The 17,198-nt window shown below is 71.4% G+C and carries 14 protein-coding genes; 10 read left to right on the forward strand and 4 right to left on the reverse strand.

The window, feature by feature from the left end:
• Positions 1–45: 45 nt before the first annotated feature.
• Together pyrG and secG are read right to left on the reverse strand one after the other, a co-directional pair.
• On the reverse strand, positions 46–1,674 hold the full coding sequence (pyrG, locus tag MFF58_RS03090; protein ID WP_238285220.1) for a CTP synthase: 1,629 nt from the start codon (positions 1,672–1,674) through the stop codon (positions 46–48).
• A gap of 156 nt (positions 1,675–1,830) precedes the next feature.
• Positions 1,831–2,250 carry a preprotein translocase subunit SecG gene (gene secG, locus MFF58_RS03095; protein WP_238285221.1) on the reverse strand — a complete coding sequence of 140 codons (420 nt, stop codon included), beginning with the start codon at positions 2,248–2,250 and terminating at the stop codon, positions 1,831–1,833.
• Positions 2,251–2,547: 297 nt separating this feature from the next.
• Between secG and MFF58_RS03100 the strand changes: the two genes are divergently transcribed.
• The gene (locus tag MFF58_RS03100) at positions 2,548–2,994 is read left to right on the forward strand and encodes a nuclear transport factor 2 family protein (protein ID WP_238285224.1); all 447 of its coding nucleotides are present in this window, start codon (positions 2,548–2,550) and stop codon (positions 2,992–2,994) included.
• A 232-nt stretch (positions 2,995–3,226) separates the two neighbouring features.
• Here the strand turns inward: MFF58_RS03100 and tpiA are convergent, their stop codons facing one another.
• Positions 3,227–3,988: a triose-phosphate isomerase gene (gene tpiA / locus MFF58_RS03105; RefSeq protein ID WP_238285228.1), complete on the reverse strand. Its 762-nt coding sequence runs from the start codon at positions 3,986–3,988 to the stop codon at positions 3,227–3,229.
• 187 nt (positions 3,989–4,175) lie between these two features.
• On the opposite strand from tpiA, the gene MFF58_RS03110 reads away from it, so the two are divergent.
• From MFF58_RS03110 to MFF58_RS03140, 7 genes are all read left to right on the forward strand, one after another.
• The gene (locus MFF58_RS03110; protein ID WP_238285229.1) at positions 4,176–6,077 is read left to right on the forward strand and encodes a peptidylprolyl isomerase; all 1,902 of its coding nucleotides are present in this window, start codon (positions 4,176–4,178) and stop codon (positions 6,075–6,077) included.
• A gap of 3 nt (positions 6,078–6,080) precedes the next feature.
• On the forward strand, positions 6,081–7,601 hold the full coding sequence (gene trpE / locus MFF58_RS03115; protein ID WP_238285232.1) for an anthranilate synthase component I: 1,521 nt from the start codon (positions 6,081–6,083) through the stop codon (positions 7,599–7,601).
• Between the two features lie 132 nt (positions 7,602–7,733).
• Complete coding sequence (locus tag MFF58_RS03120; protein ID WP_238285335.1) at positions 7,734–8,348, forward strand: anthranilate synthase component II; 615 nt, start codon at positions 7,734–7,736, stop codon at positions 8,346–8,348.
• 35 nt (positions 8,349–8,383) lie between these two features.
• Positions 8,384–9,421: an anthranilate phosphoribosyltransferase gene (trpD, locus tag MFF58_RS03125; protein ID WP_238285234.1), complete on the forward strand. Its 1,038-nt coding sequence runs from the start codon at positions 8,384–8,386 to the stop codon at positions 9,419–9,421.
• Complete coding sequence (gene trpC / locus MFF58_RS03130) at positions 9,418–10,344, forward strand: indole-3-glycerol phosphate synthase TrpC (RefSeq protein WP_238285236.1); 927 nt, start codon at positions 9,418–9,420, stop codon at positions 10,342–10,344. The genes trpD and trpC overlap by 4 nt, the downstream gene beginning before the upstream one ends.
• A 3-nt stretch (positions 10,345–10,347) precedes the next feature.
• Complete coding sequence (moaC, locus tag MFF58_RS03135; protein ID WP_238285238.1) at positions 10,348–10,839, forward strand: cyclic pyranopterin monophosphate synthase MoaC; 492 nt, start codon at positions 10,348–10,350, stop codon at positions 10,837–10,839.
• A complete protein-coding gene (locus tag MFF58_RS03140) occupies positions 10,836–12,065 on the forward strand; it encodes a molybdopterin molybdotransferase MoeA (RefSeq protein WP_238285240.1) in 1,230 nt (409 codons plus the stop codon). Before moaC ends, MFF58_RS03140 begins: the two co-directional genes overlap by 4 nt.
• A gap of 254 nt (positions 12,066–12,319) precedes the next feature.
• On the opposite strand, the gene MFF58_RS03145 is transcribed toward MFF58_RS03140, so the two are convergent.
• Complete coding sequence (locus MFF58_RS03145; RefSeq protein ID WP_238285242.1) at positions 12,320–14,110, reverse strand: hypothetical protein; 1,791 nt, start codon at positions 14,108–14,110, stop codon at positions 12,320–12,322.
• Positions 14,111–14,269: 159 nt separating this feature from the next.
• On the opposite strand from MFF58_RS03145, the gene MFF58_RS03150 reads away from it, so the two are divergent.
• Both MFF58_RS03150 and MFF58_RS03155 read left to right on the forward strand, forming a co-directional pair.
• Positions 14,270–15,772 (forward strand): NAD(P)/FAD-dependent oxidoreductase, encoded by a 1,503-nt coding sequence (locus MFF58_RS03150; protein WP_238285245.1) that lies wholly within the window; start codon positions 14,270–14,272, stop codon positions 15,770–15,772.
• A gap of 114 nt (positions 15,773–15,886) precedes the next feature.
• Entirely contained in the window at positions 15,887–17,155 is a 1,269-nt protein-coding gene (locus MFF58_RS03155) for a PQQ-dependent sugar dehydrogenase (protein WP_238285252.1), read from the forward strand.
• Positions 17,156–17,198 lie beyond the last annotated feature (43 nt).

Raw genomic sequence — 17,198 nt, forward strand, 5'->3', positions numbered from 1 at the left:
GAGCCGCGGGGCGAGGAGCGGCGCGCCGCCGCGCCCTGATGCCCGTCAGACTAGGCGGCTCTGCTCGATCGCCGCGCCGACGAAACCCTTGAACAGCGGGTGCGGCTCGAAGGGGCGCGACTTCAGCTCCGGGTGAAATTGCACGCCGATGAACCACGGATGCCCGACATGCTCGACCGTCTCGGGCAGCAGTCCGTCCGGCGAGACGCCGGAGAAGCGCAGGCCCTTCGACTCTAGCCGTTCGCGATAGGCCATGTTGACCTCGTAGCGATGGCGGTGACGCTCCGAGATGTGCTCGGACCCGTAGATCTGGGCGATCTTCGATTCGGGATCGAGCTTCGCCTCGTAGGCGCCGAGCCGCATCGTGCCGCCGAGGTCCCCGGCCGCGGCGCGGCGCTCCAGCTCGTTGCCGCGCAGCCACTCGGTGAGCAGGCCGACCACCGGCTCGGACGTGGCGCCGAACTCGGTCGAATTGGCGTTCGGCATCCCGGCGAGCGACCGGGCCGCCTCGATCACCGCCATCTGCATGCCGAAGCAGATGCCGAGATAGGGGATCCGCTTCTCGCGGGCGTAGCGCGCCGCGCGGATCTTGCCCTCGGCGCCGCGCTGGCCGAACCCGCCCGGGACCAGGATGCCGTTGAGGCCCTCCAGGAACGGCGCCGGGTCCTCGCGCTCGAACACCTCGGCCTCGATCCACTCGAGGTTGACCTTCACCCGGTGGCTGATGCCCCCGTGGGTCAGCGCCTCGGTCAGCGACTTGTAGGCGTCCTTCAGCCCCGTGTACTTGCCCACGATGGCGATGGAGACCTCGCCCTCCGGATTGCGGACGCGCTCGGCGATGGTCCGCCAGCGGCCGAGATCCGGCTCCTCGCCGTGCTCCAGGCCGAAATGGCCGAGCACCTCCCGGTCGAGGCCGGCGGTCCGGTAGGAGAGCGGCACCTCGTAGATCGAGGCCACGTCGCGCGCCTCGATCACGGCGGTCTCGCGGACGTTGCAGAACAGCGCCAGCTTGCGGCGCTCGTCGACGGGTATGTCGCGGTCGCAGCGGCAGAGGAGGATGTCGGGCTGGATGCCGATGGAACGCAGCTCCTTCACGGAATGCTGCGTCGGCTTGGTCTTCAGCTCGCCCGCGGACGGGATGTAGGGCAGGAGCGTCAGGTGCACGTAGCAGCAGGTGCCGCGGGGCAGTTCCTGGCCGAGTTGACGGATCGCCTCGAAGAACGGCAGCCCCTCGATGTCGCCCACGGTGCCGCCGATCTCGACGAGCACGAAGTCGAAGCTGTCGTTGCCGTCGAGGACGAAATCCTTGATGGCGTTGGTGACGTGCGGGATCACTTGGATCGTGGCGCCGAGATAATCGCCGCGCCGCTCCTTGGCGATGATGTCCTGGTAGATCCGGCCGGTGGTGATGTTGTCGGCCCGGCTCGCCGGCACGCCGGTGAAGCGCTCGTAATGGCCGAGGTCGAGGTCGGTCTCGGCGCCGTCGTCGGTGACGAACACCTCGCCGTGCTGGGTCGGGCTCATCGTGCCCGGATCGACGTTCAGGTAGGGGTCGAGCTTGCGCATCCGGACCCGGTAGCCGCGGGCCTGAAGCACCGCCGCCAGGGCCGCCGAGGCGAGTCCCTTGCCGAGGGAGGAGACCACGCCGCCGGTGATGAAAACGTACCGCGTCATGGGCCTCGGTCCATAAAGAAGGTGCTGGCGTTTGCCAAACGGCGAATGCCCCGGCCCGTGCATGGGCTGGGGATCGCGGAATGCATGACACTGACCGGCTCGCCGCCGGTCCGTCGAAAGACGTGTGAGACGGTGCGCCGCGCCGGGCGCGGGCCGTCAGCGCGACTGCGGCGCGTCCGGAACCGCGGGCTGGGCCGGAGCGGCCGGCTGGGCCGGGGCCGTCGCCGGGACCCGATCCTGCTGCTGGCGGAGCGTGTCGAGCAGGTTGTCGGCGCCGGTCGGCTGCTTGGCGGGCTGGCCCGATGTCTGCGGCGCGCCGGTGTCGAGAATCGATTTCGGCGCGGCCGAGCGATGCGACAGGATCGCCAGGACCAGGCTGGTCGTGAAGAACAGCGCCGCCAGGATCGCGGTCGCCCGTGTGAGGGCGTTGGCCTGGCCGCGGCCGGTCATGAAGCCCCCGACTCCGCCGCCACCGCCGCCGCCCAGGCCCAGGCCACCCTCGGAGCGCTGAAGCAGCACGACGCCGATCAGCGCGAGCACGATGATGAGGTGGACGACGATCAGGACGGTCTGCATCGGTGTTCCGGGATCTTCAGCGCCGCGCGCCGGCTGGGACAGCCGGCGGACGGAGGCGCAAAGGCCGAAGCCCGGGGCCGCCTGCGCCGTCTCCCTGTCGGATCGGGAGATCTTCGCCTGCGACCCGCGGGCGGGTCGGCCGGAATTCTGCCAGCGCCATACACCACCCGTCCGCCGCCGCCAACCTGACGCCGCCGGCCCGCTGTTCCTGCCGCCCCTCGTCATCGGCCGCGCGCCGTGCTCTGTCCACCGGAGGGCGGACGATCGAAGGCGCCGCCCCGTATCCGGAGCCGCATCATGTCCGTGTCACGCCGTTCGGCGCTCGCCGCCGCCATTGCAGCACCCGTCCTGATGCGGACGCGACCCGGGCAGGCTGCCGACCCGGGCGGTGCTGCCGTCGAGGAGGCGGTCGACGCCCTCACCAAGGCCCTGCTCGCCGGGGATGGACCGGCGCTCGAGGCGCTGACCCATGACGGTCTGAGCTACGGACATTCCAGCGGGCTCGTGCAGGACAGGGCGGCCTTCATCGAGCCGCTGGCTACCAAGCGTGCCAGCTTCCCGAGCATCACCCTGTCGGACCGGTCGGTCTCGGTGGTCGGCGACGACGCCATCGCCCGGCACGTCTTCACCGGGGAGAGCATTGCGAACGGCAAGACCTCGCCCGTGCATATCGGCGTGATGCAGGTCTGGCACCGGGACGGCGGCCGCTGGCGGCTGCTGGCCCGTCAGGCCTTCAAGATCTGAGCCCGCCCGCGTTCGCCGGTCCTCGCGGGCCGAGGGACCGGTCCGGCCGCGCCACCGCCGCAGGTCGCGTGCGGCCCTCCGTCCGGTCCCGATGCCGCGGGCTGCGCGCGGCCAGGATCCCATTTTCATGGGACGCGCCACTTCGTGGGACGCGCCATGCACAGGATTTAAGGCAACGACCGCCGTCCGCGGGCCGCGCAGCGGAGACCGGGATGACGACCGGTCCGCGCGCTCACACGTAGGCGGCGCAGATCCCCAGGAAATCGTCGGCCACGAGGCTCGCGCCGCCGACCAGCGCGCCGTCGACATTGTCCACCGACAGGAGTTCGCGGGCGTTGCCGGGCTTCACCGAGCCGCCGTAGAGGATCCGGATCTTCTGCGCCTCGTCGCCCACGAGCTTGTCCAGCATCTCGCGCAGCGACGCGTGGACCTCGGCGATGTCGCGCGGGGTCGGCGTGCGGCCCGAGCCGATCGCCCAGACCGGCTCGTAGGCGATCACCGTGTCGGCCGCCTTCGCGCCCTTCGGCAGGCCGATGGCGAGTTGGGCGCGGACGATGTCGAGGGCGCGGCCCTGCTCGCGCTCCTCGATGGTCTCGCCCACGCAGATGATGCCGCACAGGCCGGCGCGCCGGGCGCCGAGCGCCTTGGCGTGGACGCCGTCGTCGGTCTCGTGGTGGTAGGCCCGCCGCTCGGAATGGCCCACGATCACGTAGCTGGCGCCGAGATCGGCGAGCATCTCGGCCGAGATCGAGCCCGTGAAGGCGCCGCTCTCGCGGGCGTGCAGGTTCTGTCCGCCGATGGCGATGGGCGAGCCCGCGGCGGCGGCCACGCAGGAACTGATCAGCGTCGCGGGGGGGCAGATCAGCACGTCGATGCGGGCGGCGAGGTCCGGTGCCAGCCGGTCGCGGATCGTCTCGACCACCGAGATCGACGCACGCGTGCCGTTCATCTTCCAATTGCCGGCGACCAGCGGCCTGCGCCCCGACTGCGTCATTCCTGCCCTCGCTCCGCCGCGGCTTTTCAGAAGTCGCCGGGGCCTACCAGAGCGAGCTTGAGCGCGCAAACAGGTGCGGAACGCCCAAGCCTTTGCCTGTGGACGCGAATGGTCTATCGCGGTCCGCTCTCAAGGATTCCGCCGGCCCGGCGACGGGACGGCCGCCGCAGGTATTCGATCACAGACCATGCTTCAGGGCATCCGCAACGCCAGCCAGCACTGGCTCGGCAAGATCATCCTGACGATCATCTTCGCCCTGCTGATCGCGGGCGTGGGGATCTTCGGCGTCGAGGAGTTCTTCCGGGGCGGCTCCAGCAACAGGGTGGCGACGGTCGGCAGCACGCCGATCACCACCGAGCAGGTGCGCCAAGCCTATCAGAACCAGTTGCAGCGCTATCAGACGCAGCTGAAGCGGGCGCTCACGCCGGATCAGGCGCGGATGCTCGGCCTCGACCGGCAGGTGATGTCCCAGCTGATCACCGAGGCCGCCCTCGATCAGAAGACGCACGATCTCGGCCTCGCCGTGCCGGACGCCTCGGTGATCCGGGCGATCCACGACGAGAAGAGCTTCCAGAACGCGCAAGGTCAGTTCGACTCGCAGCTCTTCTACCAGACGTTGCAGCGGGCGGGCCTGAACGAGGGCATGTTCGTGCGCGAGCAGCGCTCCGTGATCGCCCGCCTCCAGCTCGCCGAGGCCGTGTCGTCCGATCTGCACGTGCCCGGGGCCATGCGGGAGGCCGTCCACCGCTACACCACCGAGCGCCGGGCCGCCGCCTACCTGATGCTGACGCCCTCCACGGCCGGCCAGATTCCGGATCCGACCGACGAGGAGCTGAAGACCTGGTATGAGGCCAACAAGTCGGGCTTCCGCGCGCCCGAGTTCAGGTCCGCCAATCTCCTGGTCGTCGACCCCGAGGCGATGGCGAAGCCCGACGCCATCACGGAGGCCGACGCCCGCGCCGCCTACGCGCTGAACAAGGATCGCTACGGCAGCCCGGAGAAGCGCACGATCCAGCAGATCGTCTTCCCCGACGCCGCCGCCGCCGAGGCCGCCCGCAAGGCGATCGAGGACGGCTCCAAGACCTTCGACGCGGTCGCGACCGAGCGGGGCACCGACGAGAAGGATCTCACGCTCGGCACGCTGACCAAGAGCGAGCTGTTCGACAAGGCCGTGGCGGATGCCGCCTTCGCGCTGCCCGAGGGCGGCGTGAGCCAGCCGGTCCAGGGCCGGTTCGGAACGGTGCTTCTGCGGGTGACCAAGATCGAGTCCGGGACCGTGAAGCCCTTCGAGCAGGTCGAGGGCGAGATCCGCAAGGGGCTGGCGCTGGCCCGGGCCCGGGACGCCATGGAGACGACCCGGGACGCCATCGAGGACCAGCGCGCCGGTGCCAAGCCGCTCACCGACATCGCTGCCGAACGCAGCCTCACGCTCGTGGGCGTGAAGGCCGTCGACTCGCAGGGCAAGGATCCGGAGGGCCGGAAGGTCGCCGACATACCCGATCCCGACACCACCCTGCCGGCCCTGTTCCGCGCCGAGATCGGCGGCGACAACGAGCCCCTGCGCACGAAGGCCGGCGGCTACGTCTGGTACGACGTCACCAACATCGACCCGGCGCACGACAAGCCGCTCGATGTGGTGAAGGACGGGGTGAAGGCTGGCTGGACCGCCGCCGAGATCGCCAAGCGCCTGCAGGCCAAGGGCCGCGAATTGGCCGAGAAGCTCAACAAGGGCGAGACCATCGAGGCCGTGGCCCAGGAGGTCGGCGTCAACCCGCAGGAGGCGCAGGATCTCGCGCGCAACCAGGCCCGGGACATGCTCACCGCCGACGACGTGAACCTGATCTTTGCGACCCCGGTGGGCAAGGCCGGCTCGGCGGCGGCGGGCGATTCCCGGGCGGTGTTCAAGGTCACGGCGGCGACGATGCCGGCCTTCGTGGCCGACAGCCCGAGCGACCGGCAGATCACGCAGAGCTTCCAGGCGGCGCTCGCCGACGACGTGCTGTCGGAGTACATCGGCGAGGTCCAGAAGAACGCGGGCGTGAAGGTCGACGCGGCGGCCCTGCGCCGGGCGCTGGGCGGCGAGTACTGAGGCATGGCCGAGGCGCCCGATTACGCGGCCTTCGCGGCGCGCTACGAGGCCGGGCAGCCGGGCCTCGTGGCGCTGACCCTGGTAGCGGATCTGGAAACGCCGGTCGCGGCGTTCCTGAAGCTGCGCGCCCGGCACGCGGGTTCGGCGTTCCTGCTCGAATCGGTCGAGGGCGGCGCCGTGCGCGGCCGCTACTCGATGATCGGGCTCGATCCGGACCTCGTGTGGCGATGCCGGGACGGGGCGCCCGCCATCGCCCGCGGTACCGACCTGACGCATTTCGAACCGGATGACCGCGCGCCCCTGGCGAGCCTGCGGGCGCTGATCGCCGAGAGCGCCATCGGCGACCCTGCGGATGCGGACCTGCCGCCCATGGCCGCCGGCCTGTTCGGCTATCTCGGCTACGACATGGTCCGCGCCATGGAGCGGCTCCCGGAGCCGAACCCGGATCCCCTCGGCGTGCCGGACGCGATCCTGATCCGGCCGCGGGTGATGGTGGTGTTCGATTCCATCCGCGACGTGATCACCGTGGTCTCGCCGGTGCGGCCCGATCCGGGCGTCGCCGCGCGGGCGGCCCACGAGCATGCCCTCCAGCGCCTCGACCGGGTCGCGGCGGCCCTCGAAAGTCCCCTGCCTATCGAGGCGCGGATCGACCTCTCGGCGGTGGCGCATCCCGAGCCGGTTTCCAACACGCCACCGGACGACTTCTTCGCCATGGTGGCGCGGGCCAAGGAGTACATCGTTGCGGGCGACGTGTTCCAGGTGGTGCTGTCCCAGCGGTTCTCGGCGCCGTTCACCCTGCCCGCCTTCAGCCTGTACCGCTCGCTCCGGCGCACCAACCCGGCGCCGTTCCTGTGCTACCTCGACTTCGAGGCCTTCCAGATCGTCTGCTCCTCGCCGGAGATCCTGGTGCGGGTGCGCGAGGGCACCGTCACGGTCCGGCCCATCGCGGGCACCCGTCGCCGCGGCGCGACCCCGGCCGAGGATGCGGCGCTCGCGGCGGAACTCCTCGCCGATCCGAAGGAGCGGGCGGAGCACCTGATGCTGCTCGATCTCGGCCGCAACGATGCCGGCCGCGTCTCCCGCATCGGCAGCGTGCGGGTGACCGACTCGTTCTTCATCGAGCGCTACAGCCAGGTGATGCACATCGTGTCGAACGTCGAGGGCGACCTCGACCCGCGTCACGACCCCCTCGACGCCCTGGCGGCGGGTTTCCCGGCCGGCACGGTCTCCGGCGCCCCGAAGGTGCGAGCCATGGAGATCATCGACGAGCTGGAGCGCGAGAAGCGCGGACCCTACGCGGGCTGCATCGGCTATTTCGGCGCGCGCGGCGAGATGGACACCTGCATCGTCCTCCGCACCGCCCTGGTGAAGGACGGGCGGATGCACGTCCAGGCCGGGGCCGGGATCGTGTACGATTCCGATCCGGCCTCCGAGCAGCAGGAATGCGTCAACAAGGCCAAGGCGCTGTTCCGGGCGGCCGAGGAGGCGGTGCGGTTCGCCGCGCAGGCGAAACGGGGGCAGTAGTCCGGGGCAGGCTCCCGGATCTGTCGCGGACGCAAGCGCCGGGGGGGGCCGGGAGCCCGGGTCGTGCCGCGCGCAGTTGACCGCTTCTTCCCGACCGGTCACATCGCCCCCATGCCCGAGCGTGCCGCCGCGATGTCCAACATCCTCGTCATCGACAACTACGATTCCTTCACGTGGAATCTGGTCCATCTCATCGGCCCGCTCTGCGGCGCGATCGATGTCGTGCGCAACGACGCGCTCACCGTCCCCGAGATCCGCGCCAAGGCGCCGGACGCGATCGTGCTCTCCCCGGGGCCGTGCACACCCAACGAGGCCGGCGTGTGCCTGGATGTGGTGCGCGAACTCTCGCAAGACATCCCGATCTTCGGCGTCTGCCTCGGGCTCCAGGCGATCGGGCAGGCCTTCGGGGGCGACGTGGTGCGGGCGCCGCTGCCGCTGCACGGCAAGGTCTCGACCATACGCCACGGTGCCAGCGGCCTGTTCCGCGGCCTGAACGACAGCTTCGAGGCGACGCGTTACCATTCCCTGGTGGTCGACCGGGCGAGCTGCCCGGAGACGCTCCGGGTCACCGCCGAGGCGGACGGGCTGATCATGGGTCTGGAGCACGCCGAGCGGCCGCTTCACGGCGTCCAGTTCCACCCGGAGAGCATCCGCTCGCAGCACGGCCCGGAGATCGTGAAGAACTTCCTCGATCTCGCCGCCGCCTGGAACGCGGCGCGTGACAGGAGCCGCGCCGGCGTGCATTGACGCCCGGCGGCCGACGAGGCCTTCCGGCAGAGCGCATGGACAGTTTCAGACCCCATCTCGCGAAGGTCGCCGGGGGCTTCGCCCTCGACCGCGCCGAGGCGCGCGCGGCCTTCGACGACTTGCTGTCGGGCGAGGTGACGCCCGTTCAGGCCGGCGCGTTCCTGACCGCCCTCAAGGTGCGCGGCGAGTCCGTCGAGGAGATCGTCGGCGCCGCCGAAGCCATGCGGGCCCGCATGAGCCGGATCCGGGCGCCGGAGAACGCGGTCGACGTGGTCGGCACCGGCGGCGACCATTCCGGCAGCGTCAACGTCTCGACCCTCGCGGCGATCCTGGTGGCCGCCTGCGGCGTGCCGGTGGCCAAGCACGGCAACCGCGCCGCGACCTCGCGCTCCGGCGCCGCCGACGTGCTGGCCGCCCTGGGCGTGCGGCTCGGACTCGACGCCGCGGGACAGGCGCGCTGCCTCGACGAGGCCGGCCTCTGCTTCCTGTTCGCGCAGGCCCACCATCCGGCGATGCGCCACGTGGCGGCGGTGCGCTCCGAACTGCCCGTGCGGACCATCTTCAACCTGCTGGGTCCCCTCAGCAATCCGGCCGGCGTGGCCTATCAGCTCTTCGGCGTGGCCCAGGAGGCGCTCGCCGAACCGCTGACGCGGGTGCTCGGGGAACTCGGCAGCCGCCGGGTCTGGACCGTCCACGGCTCGGACGGCCTCGACGAGATCACCGTCACGGGCCCGACGCGGGTCGTCGCCCTGGAAGAGGGGCGGATCTCCCGGTTCACCATCGATCCGAAGGAGTTCGGGCTCGCCCTGCGCAGGCCCGAGGAGCTGCGCGGCGGCGACCCGCCCGACAACGCCCGGGCGCTGGAGGCCGTCCTGGCGGGTGCGCGCAACGCCTACCGGGACATCGCGGTTCTCAACGCAGGGGCCGCACTCGTCGTCGCGGGGGCCGCCGCAACGCTGGCGGACGGGCTCGCGCGGGCGCAGGATGCCGTCGATTCCGGGGCGGCCCGGGCGACGCTGACCCGATTGGTCCGGGCTTCGAACGACCACTCCAACGGGCAGGAGGGCCGATGAGCGCGATCACGCAAGGGGCGTCGCAGGAAGCGACGCAGGGCACCGCCACCGGGACGCGGACCGAGGCGCCGACCGAGCGGCCGAACGTGCTGGCTCGGATTGAGGCCTACAAGCGCCGCGAGATCGCCGAGGCGAAGTTGCGGGTGCCCCTCGCCAAGCTCGAACGCAAGGTGGCGGACGCCAAGCCGGTGCGGGGCTTCGCGGCGGCGATCCGGTCCCATCTCGGGGAGGGGCGGCCGGCGCTCATCGCCGAGGTGAAGAAGGCCTCCCCGTCCAAGGGCCTGATCCGCGCCGACTTCGACCCCGCTGCTCTGGCCGCCGCCTACGAGGCGGGGGGGGCCACCTGCCTGTCGGTGCTCACCGACGAGCCCTCGTTCCAGGGACGGCCGGAATACCTGACCCAGGCGCGCGCCGCCTGCGGGCTACCGGTGCTGCGCAAGGACTTCCTGTTCGAGCCCTACCAAGTCTACGAGGCCCGGGCCTGGGGCGCCGATTGCATCCTCGTGATCATGGCCTGCCTGGACGACGACGAGGCCGTCGACCTCGTCGCCACCGCCCATCTCCTCGGGATGGACGTCCTCGTCGAGGTGCACGACGAGGCCGAGCTCGCGCGGGCGATCCCGCTCGGGACCGCCCTGATCGGGATCAACAACCGCAACCTCAAGACGTTCGAGGTGTCGTTCGACACCGCGATCCGCCTCGGCGCCGGGATCCCGCAGGATCGGATCGCCGTCGCGGAGAGCGGCATCGGCGGCCACGCGGACGTGACGCGGCTCCGCGAGAACGGCCTCGGCGTGGTGCTGGTCGGCGAGAGCCTGATGCGACAGGCGGACGTCACCCGGGCGACCCGCGCGCTGCTCTTCGGCGACGCCGAGGGCGGGGGTGCGGACGTCAAGGGCGGCAAGGCCAAGATGAAGGGCTGAGCGATGCAGCCGGGCGCGACGCTCACCCACCTCGATACCAGCGGCGCGGCCAACATGGTCGACGTCACTGAAAAGCCCGCCACCGACCGGGCCGCCCGGGCGGAGGGCTGCATCGTGATGCAGCCCGAGACGCTGGCGCTGATCCGCGAGGGCGACGCCAAGAAGGGCGACGTGATCGGCACGGCCCGCCTCGCCGGCATCATGGCGGCCAAGCGCACGCACGAATTGATTCCCCTCTGCCACCCGCTGCTGCTCTCGAAGGTGCGCGTCGCGATCGAGCTGGACGATGCGCTGCCCGGCCTGCGCATCGCCGCCGAGGTGCGGGTCCAGGGGCCGACCGGCGTCGAGATGGAGGCGCTGACGGCGGTCTCGGTGGCGTGCCTGACGGTCTACGACATGGTGAAGGCGGTGGATCGCGGCATGCGGATCGAGGGCATCCGCCTCACCGCCAAGGATGGCGGCCGCTCCGGCGCCTACCGGGCTCCGGCCGCATGAGCGGCCTGATCCCGGTCGCCGAGGCGTTGAACCGGGTCCTGGCGAGCGTCGCCGCCCCGCTGGGATCGGAGACGGTGCCGCTGCCGCAGGCCGCCGGGCGGACGCTCGCGGCCGACGTCGTCGCCACGCGCACGCAGCCACCGTTTCCCGCCTCCGCCATGGACGGCTACGCGGTCCGCAGCGCCGATGCAGGCGTGGAAGGCGCGCGCCTGCGGCTCATCGGCACCAGCGCGGCCGGTCACGGCTTCGGCGGATCGCTCGGGGCCGGCGAGGCGGTGCGGATCTTCACTGGCGCCCCCGTGCCTCGGGGCGCGGACGCGATCCTCATCCAGGAAGACGCGCGGGCCGACGGCGGCGCCGTCCATGTCGTGGAGCCGGTGGAGCCGAACCGCTTCATCCGGCGCGCCGGACTGGATTTCTCCGCGGGCGAGACCCTGCTGGCGGCGGGGATGAGCCTTGATGCCCGGCGCCTCGCCCTCGCCGCCGCGGCAGGCCATCCGCGCCTGTCCGTGCGGCGCAAACCGCGCGTGGCGATCCTCGCCACCGGGGACGAACTGGTTGAGCCGGGCGCCGAGCCGGCCTGGGACCAGATCGTCGCCTCGAACGGCCTCGCGCTGGCCGCGCTCGCCGCCGAGGCGGGGGCCGAGATCCTCGATCTCGGCATCGCGGCCGACGATCACGGCGCACTGGAGGACGCGTTCCGGCGCGCGCGGGCGGCACGGGCCGACCTGCTGGTGACGCTGGGCGGGGCGTCGGTCGGTGATCACGACCTCGTCCAGGCGGCGCTTGCCCGCGAGGGGCTGGAACTCGGTTTCTGGCGCGTGGCGCTCCGGCCCGGCAAGCCGCTGATGCACGGCCGCCTCGGCGACATGCTGGTGATCGGACTGCCGGGCAACCCGGTCTCGTCCATCGTCTGCGGGCTGCTCTTCGTGGTGCCGGCGATCCGCGCGCTCCAGGGGGATCCCCAGGCCGGCGCCGACCGCAGCGAGCCGGCGACGCTCGGCCGCGACCTCCCGGCCAATGACGGACGGGCCGACTACATGCGGGCGAGCCTCACGAACGCGCCGGGCCGGCTCCCGGTGGCGGATCCGGAGCAGCGGCAGGATTCCTCAATGCTGGCTGTCCTCGGCCGCGCCGAGGCGCTGCTGATCCGCGCGCCCCACGAGCCCGCCGCGCGGGCTGGCGATCCCTGCCGCATCATCCGCCTGGACCGCCGCCTGCTCTGACCGGTCGCACCGTTCTGGAGGCGTGAGGGCGGATCGGCGGCCCTCCCGCGACGGCCACGGCACCGCGGTCCGGATCTGCTTCCCCGATGACGATGTCGCGCCGCACAGCCTCGCTTGGCTGCGCCCGGGACGCCGGAGAGTTCTCGTGATCGGCGATATTCTCCGCCGTTCTGCGAGGCGTTCGCCGCGCTCCGGCTCCTGCGGGGAGGCACAAACGTCCGTCGTCACGGTGGTGCGGCGGCCCCCCGTGGCCGTCACGGGCTCGATCGGGGCACCACCCGCCAAACCTTCAGCGGGCCGGGCAGGTCCAGCGCCTGCAGCCGGTCCGACTGTGCGGTCCCGCGGGCGAGCCGCGTCGCGAAGGCGGGCTCGGCCTGGAGGTCGTCGGCCGGGCGATCCGGGCAGGCGACGAGGTAGCCGACCCCGAAGTCGCGCAGCACCCGGTCGAGGTCCGCCTCGGTGCCGCCGAGGCCCTCGATGGCGGCGGTGAGGCCCGGGATGGCCCGGTGATAGGGGGCGGCGACGATCCGGTGGGGCGTGCGCAACAGGATGGTCGGCCCCATGAGAATCGGCGCCAAGACGGTCCCCGGCGGAAGCGCCGCCAGGGGGCGCAGCGCCGCCTCGCTCTGGCAGGCGATCGCCCCCCCGGGATCGGTGGCCGTGCGCGAGGCGGGAGCCAGGATTTCGGCGAGGGCCGCCGGCACCATCCAGAGGGTGCTGACGAGGCCGCAGCTCAGCGCGAGGCTCCCCCAGCGCCGCGCCCCCGCGGCCGGCTCACCCGCGCCCGTGAGGGCCCGGTCGATCACCGCGCCGGCCACGAGCGGCACGAAGCCGGAGGCGATGTAGAGGCCGCGGAACTGGAAGACGCCGAGGATCAGGCCCGGCCACAGGAACAGGGCGATGATCGACCACGCCCGCCGGGCCGGGCCGCGCCACGCCTTCCCGGTGGCGGTCAGGCACGCCAGCAGGGCCGCCGGGTAGAAGACCAGGACCTCCCATTGCCCCCGCGCCACAAATTTGGGCACGGAGGACATCTCGTTGACCGTGAGCAGCCAGTGGGTCCGCACAAGCTCCGGCATGTCGGGGAAGGGGCCGCCGAGGCAGAGCGGGAAGGCGCTCGCGAATCCGGCGAGCAGGATGGCGCCGCTGAGGCCCGCGAGGGCGATCCGCCCCTGGACCGTGGCGAGGCGGGGCGCCAGGATCAGGGCCGCGACCGCGAGGGCGAATCCGCCGGAGGTCAGCCACAGCCAGGGCGCCGAGAGGGCGTCGCAACGCGGCGCCGTCCAGAGGTTGGGGGCGGTCTGAAGCGCGAACAGGAGGGGAGCGGCGATCCCCAGGGCAAGCCCGAAGCCCCCCAGGGCCGACAGGGCCGGGCGCCCGCGCAGGCACCAGTCGGCGGTCAGGTACAGGGCTCCGAGGGCCACGGCGGGCAGGCCCTCCAGCCCCACCGCCAGCGACAGCGCCGCGAGGACTCCGCCGACGAGGCCGGCGCGCAGGCCGCCGCGGATCATGCAGAAGGCCAGACCCAGCATGGCCAGGATCTGCACGTTGTGATGATCGACGCGGCCGGGCTGGAACTGGATGCTCACCCCGAAGGACTGGGTGGCCACGAGGATCGACAGGAGCGCCGCGCGGCTGCCGAAGCTGGCGGCCGTGCCGCGGTAGAGGACGACGCAGTACAGCCCGAACAGGAGGAACGGCCAGAGCGCGGCCGTCGCGCCCAGGGCGAGAAACCCGCCGAGGAACGGCGTCAGCGCGGCGATCAGCCCGGCAATCGGGGCGTCCACGAGGCGTGACCAGTGGCTCGGCACGCCGGCGGGCGCGAGGAAGCGCGATTGGACGTTGTCGTACCAGCCTTGGCCGGCGAGGAGGTCGCGCACCTCCACGAGGCGCATGGCGTCGTCGGTGTCGGGCACGCGCAGGTGGCGGATCGTCTCCCAGACGACCTCGGGCGGGTGCATGGTCGCGAGGCAGAGCGCGAACAGCACCCACAGGATCATGCGGAGATCGATCCGGTGCGGCATGACGGCGACCGCGGACGGCATCGGCTGCATCTCCTGCGCGGCGCGGACGGGCGCCGAGGGATGTGTCGGCGATTACGCTTAAGGACCGGTCAATCCCCGGGGACGCGGTTCATTAACCACCCCTTGCGATAACCGGCGCGCCGCGGCGCGTTCCGGCCGCGCAGCCAGCCGGAGCCGGGGATGAGCCACCACACCGAGACGCTGGTGATCGGCGCGGGGCCGGCGGGCCTCACCGCCGCCTACCTGCTGTCGAAGCAGGGGCGCTCGGTCATCGTCCTCGAGCGGGATCCGGACCAGGTCGGGGGCATCTCGCGCACGGTCTCCCACAACGGCTACCTGTTCGACATCGGCGGGCACCGGTTCTTCTCGAAGTCGCAGGCGGTGGTCGATCTCTGGGACGAGATCCTGCCGAACGACTTCATCGAGCGGCCGCGGCTGTCGCGGATCTACTATCGCGGCCGGTACTACGCCTACCCGCTGAAGGCCTTCGAGGCGCTGCGCAACCTCGGCGTCCTGACCAGCGCCGCCTGCCTCGCCTCCTATCTCTACGCTCGCGCGCGACCGGTGGCCGACCCGAAGACCTTCCACGCCTGGGTGCGCAACCAGTTCGGCGAGCGCCTGTTCGCGATCTTCTTCAAGACCTACACCGAGAAGGTGTGGGGTATGTCGTGCGACGCCATCTCGGCCGATTGGGCCGCGCAACGGATCAAGGGGCTCGACCTCGGCGCGGCGATCCGCGACGGGCTGAAGCGCTCGCTCGGCCTGCGCAAGCCGGCCCGGGCCGGGGGACCGGTGATCAAGACGCTGATCGAGTCGTTCCGCTATCCCCGGCGCGGTCCGGGCATGATGTGGGAGGCCGCCGCCGCCAAGGTCCGCGCGCAGGGCGGACGCGTCCTCCTCGACCGCGGCGTCGATTCCCTTGGATACGATCCCGGCACCGGGATCTGGACCGTGGCGGCCCGCCGCGCCGACGGCACCCGCGAGACCTTCACGGCCCGCCACGTGGTCTCGTCGGCCCCGGTGCGGGACCTGATCGACGCGATCCGGCCGCGGCCGCTCAGCACCTTCAACGCCCGGGCGCTGAAGTACCGCGACTTCCTGACCGTGGCGCTCATCGCGAAGGCCCGCACGGACTTTCCCGACAACTGGATCTACATCCACGACCCGTCCGTGAAGGTTGGGCGCGTGCAGAACTTCCGCTCCTGGTCGCCCGAGATGGTGCCGGACGACGGCCACACCTGCCTCGGCCTCGAGTATTTCTGCTTCGAGGGCGACGGGCTGTGGAACGCCACGGATGCCGACTTGGTCGATCTCGCCAAGCGGGAGATCGCGCAGATCGGCCTGATCGACCCGGCCGATGTGGTCGATGCCTGCGTGGTCCGCCAACCCAAGGCCTATCCGGTCTACGACGAGGAGTATGCCGGCCACGTCGCCACCGTGCGCCGGGAGCTGGAGCGGGACTTCCCGAGCCTGCACCTCGTCGGCCGCAACGGCATGCACAAGTACAACAACCAGGACCACGCGATGATGACCGCGATGCTGACCGTGGAGAACATCCTCTGCGGGCGGCGCCGGCACGACGTCTGGCAGGTCAACGAGGACGCCGAATACACGGAGGCCGGCGTCTCCGGCGCCCAGGCCGCGCTGGGCAGCGAGCGGCTCGTGCCCCGCAAGGTCGCCTGACCGGCGACAGGCCCCGGGCCGCGTCACCGATGCGGCTTGCTCCGCGTGATCGCGCCTCTATCGTCCGCTTCCGGACAGCCCCAGCTTCAAGGGCGGCCGGGAGGAACATTGACGATGCGATCACTGATCATCGCCGCGCTTCTGGCGGGCGTCGCCGCACCCGCGCTGGCGCAGGGCGCCGCCCCCGCGGAGACCAAGGCCAAGACGGACGATCTGGAGAAGCTCCAGGGCTTCCACAGCACGAACACGCAGGCCGCCCCCGAAATCCCGCAGACCGGCCGGCGCGCCGACGCGATCCGTAAGAACCTCGGCAAGATCAAGCTGCCCGACGGCTTCAAGATCGACCTCTACGCCGTCGTGCCGGACGCCCGCGCCATCGCGGTCGGCCCCAATGCCGGCGTCCTGTTCGTCGGCACGCGCAAGAGCAAGGTCTACACGGTCACCGACCGCGACAAGGACCGGGTCGCCGACGAGGTCCGGGCCTTCGCGCCGGGCATCGAGTTCAAGATCCCGAACGGCGTCTGCTTCTCGAAGGACGGGGTGCTGACCGTCGTCGAGCAGAACCGCGTCCTCGCCTTCCCGGCCGCCGAGTTCTTCTACGAGAACCCCGACGTGGCCGCCGGCGTGCTGGTCAAGCAGGGCGAGCTGATCCCCACCGCCGAGGAGAGCTTCAACCACACCGCCCGCGTCTGCCGGGTCGGCGCGGATGGGAAGACCTATATCGCCCTCGGGCAGCCCTACAACGTGCCGCCCGCCGAGAAGATGGACCTCTACAGGAAGGTCGGCATCGGCGGCATCATCCGGATCGACGCCGACGGCAAGAACCGCGAAGTCTACGCCACCGGTATCCGAAACTCGGTGGGTATGGATTTCGCCACCGACAAGTCGCTCTGGTTCACCGACAATCAGGTCGACGGGATGGGCGACGACAAGCCGCCGGGCGAGCTGAATCACGCCACCAAGGCGGGCGAGAATTTCGGTTTCCCGTGGTTCGGCGGCGGCTCCGTCCGCACGGTCGAGTACAAGGACCAGGCGCCGCCGGCCGACGCGGTCGCGCCGATGGCCGAATTGCCGCCCCACGCGGCCGATCTCGGCATGACCTTCTACACCGGCAAGCAGTTCCCGGCGGAGTACAAGGGCGGGATTTTCATCGCCGAGCACGGATCCTGGAATCGCACCGAGCCGGTGGGCGCCCGGGTGATGTTCGCCAAGCTCGGGGCCGACGGGAAGATCGAGTCGGTGAAGCCGTTCGCGGAGGGCTGGCTCACCGGCGACGGCGAGTATCTCGGCCGTCCGGTGGACGTGGCGGTGATGCTCGACGGCTCGCTGCTGGTCTCCGACGATTCCGCCGGGGCGATCTACCGGATCTCTTACGAGAAGTAGTTTTTGTGACGGGGCGCCTCTCCAAAAGAGGGGCGCCCGGGTT

The sequence above is a fragment of the Methylobacterium longum genome (genome assembly GCF_022179385.1).
Taxonomy (GTDB): Bacteria; Pseudomonadota; Alphaproteobacteria; order Rhizobiales; family Beijerinckiaceae; genus Methylobacterium; species Methylobacterium longum.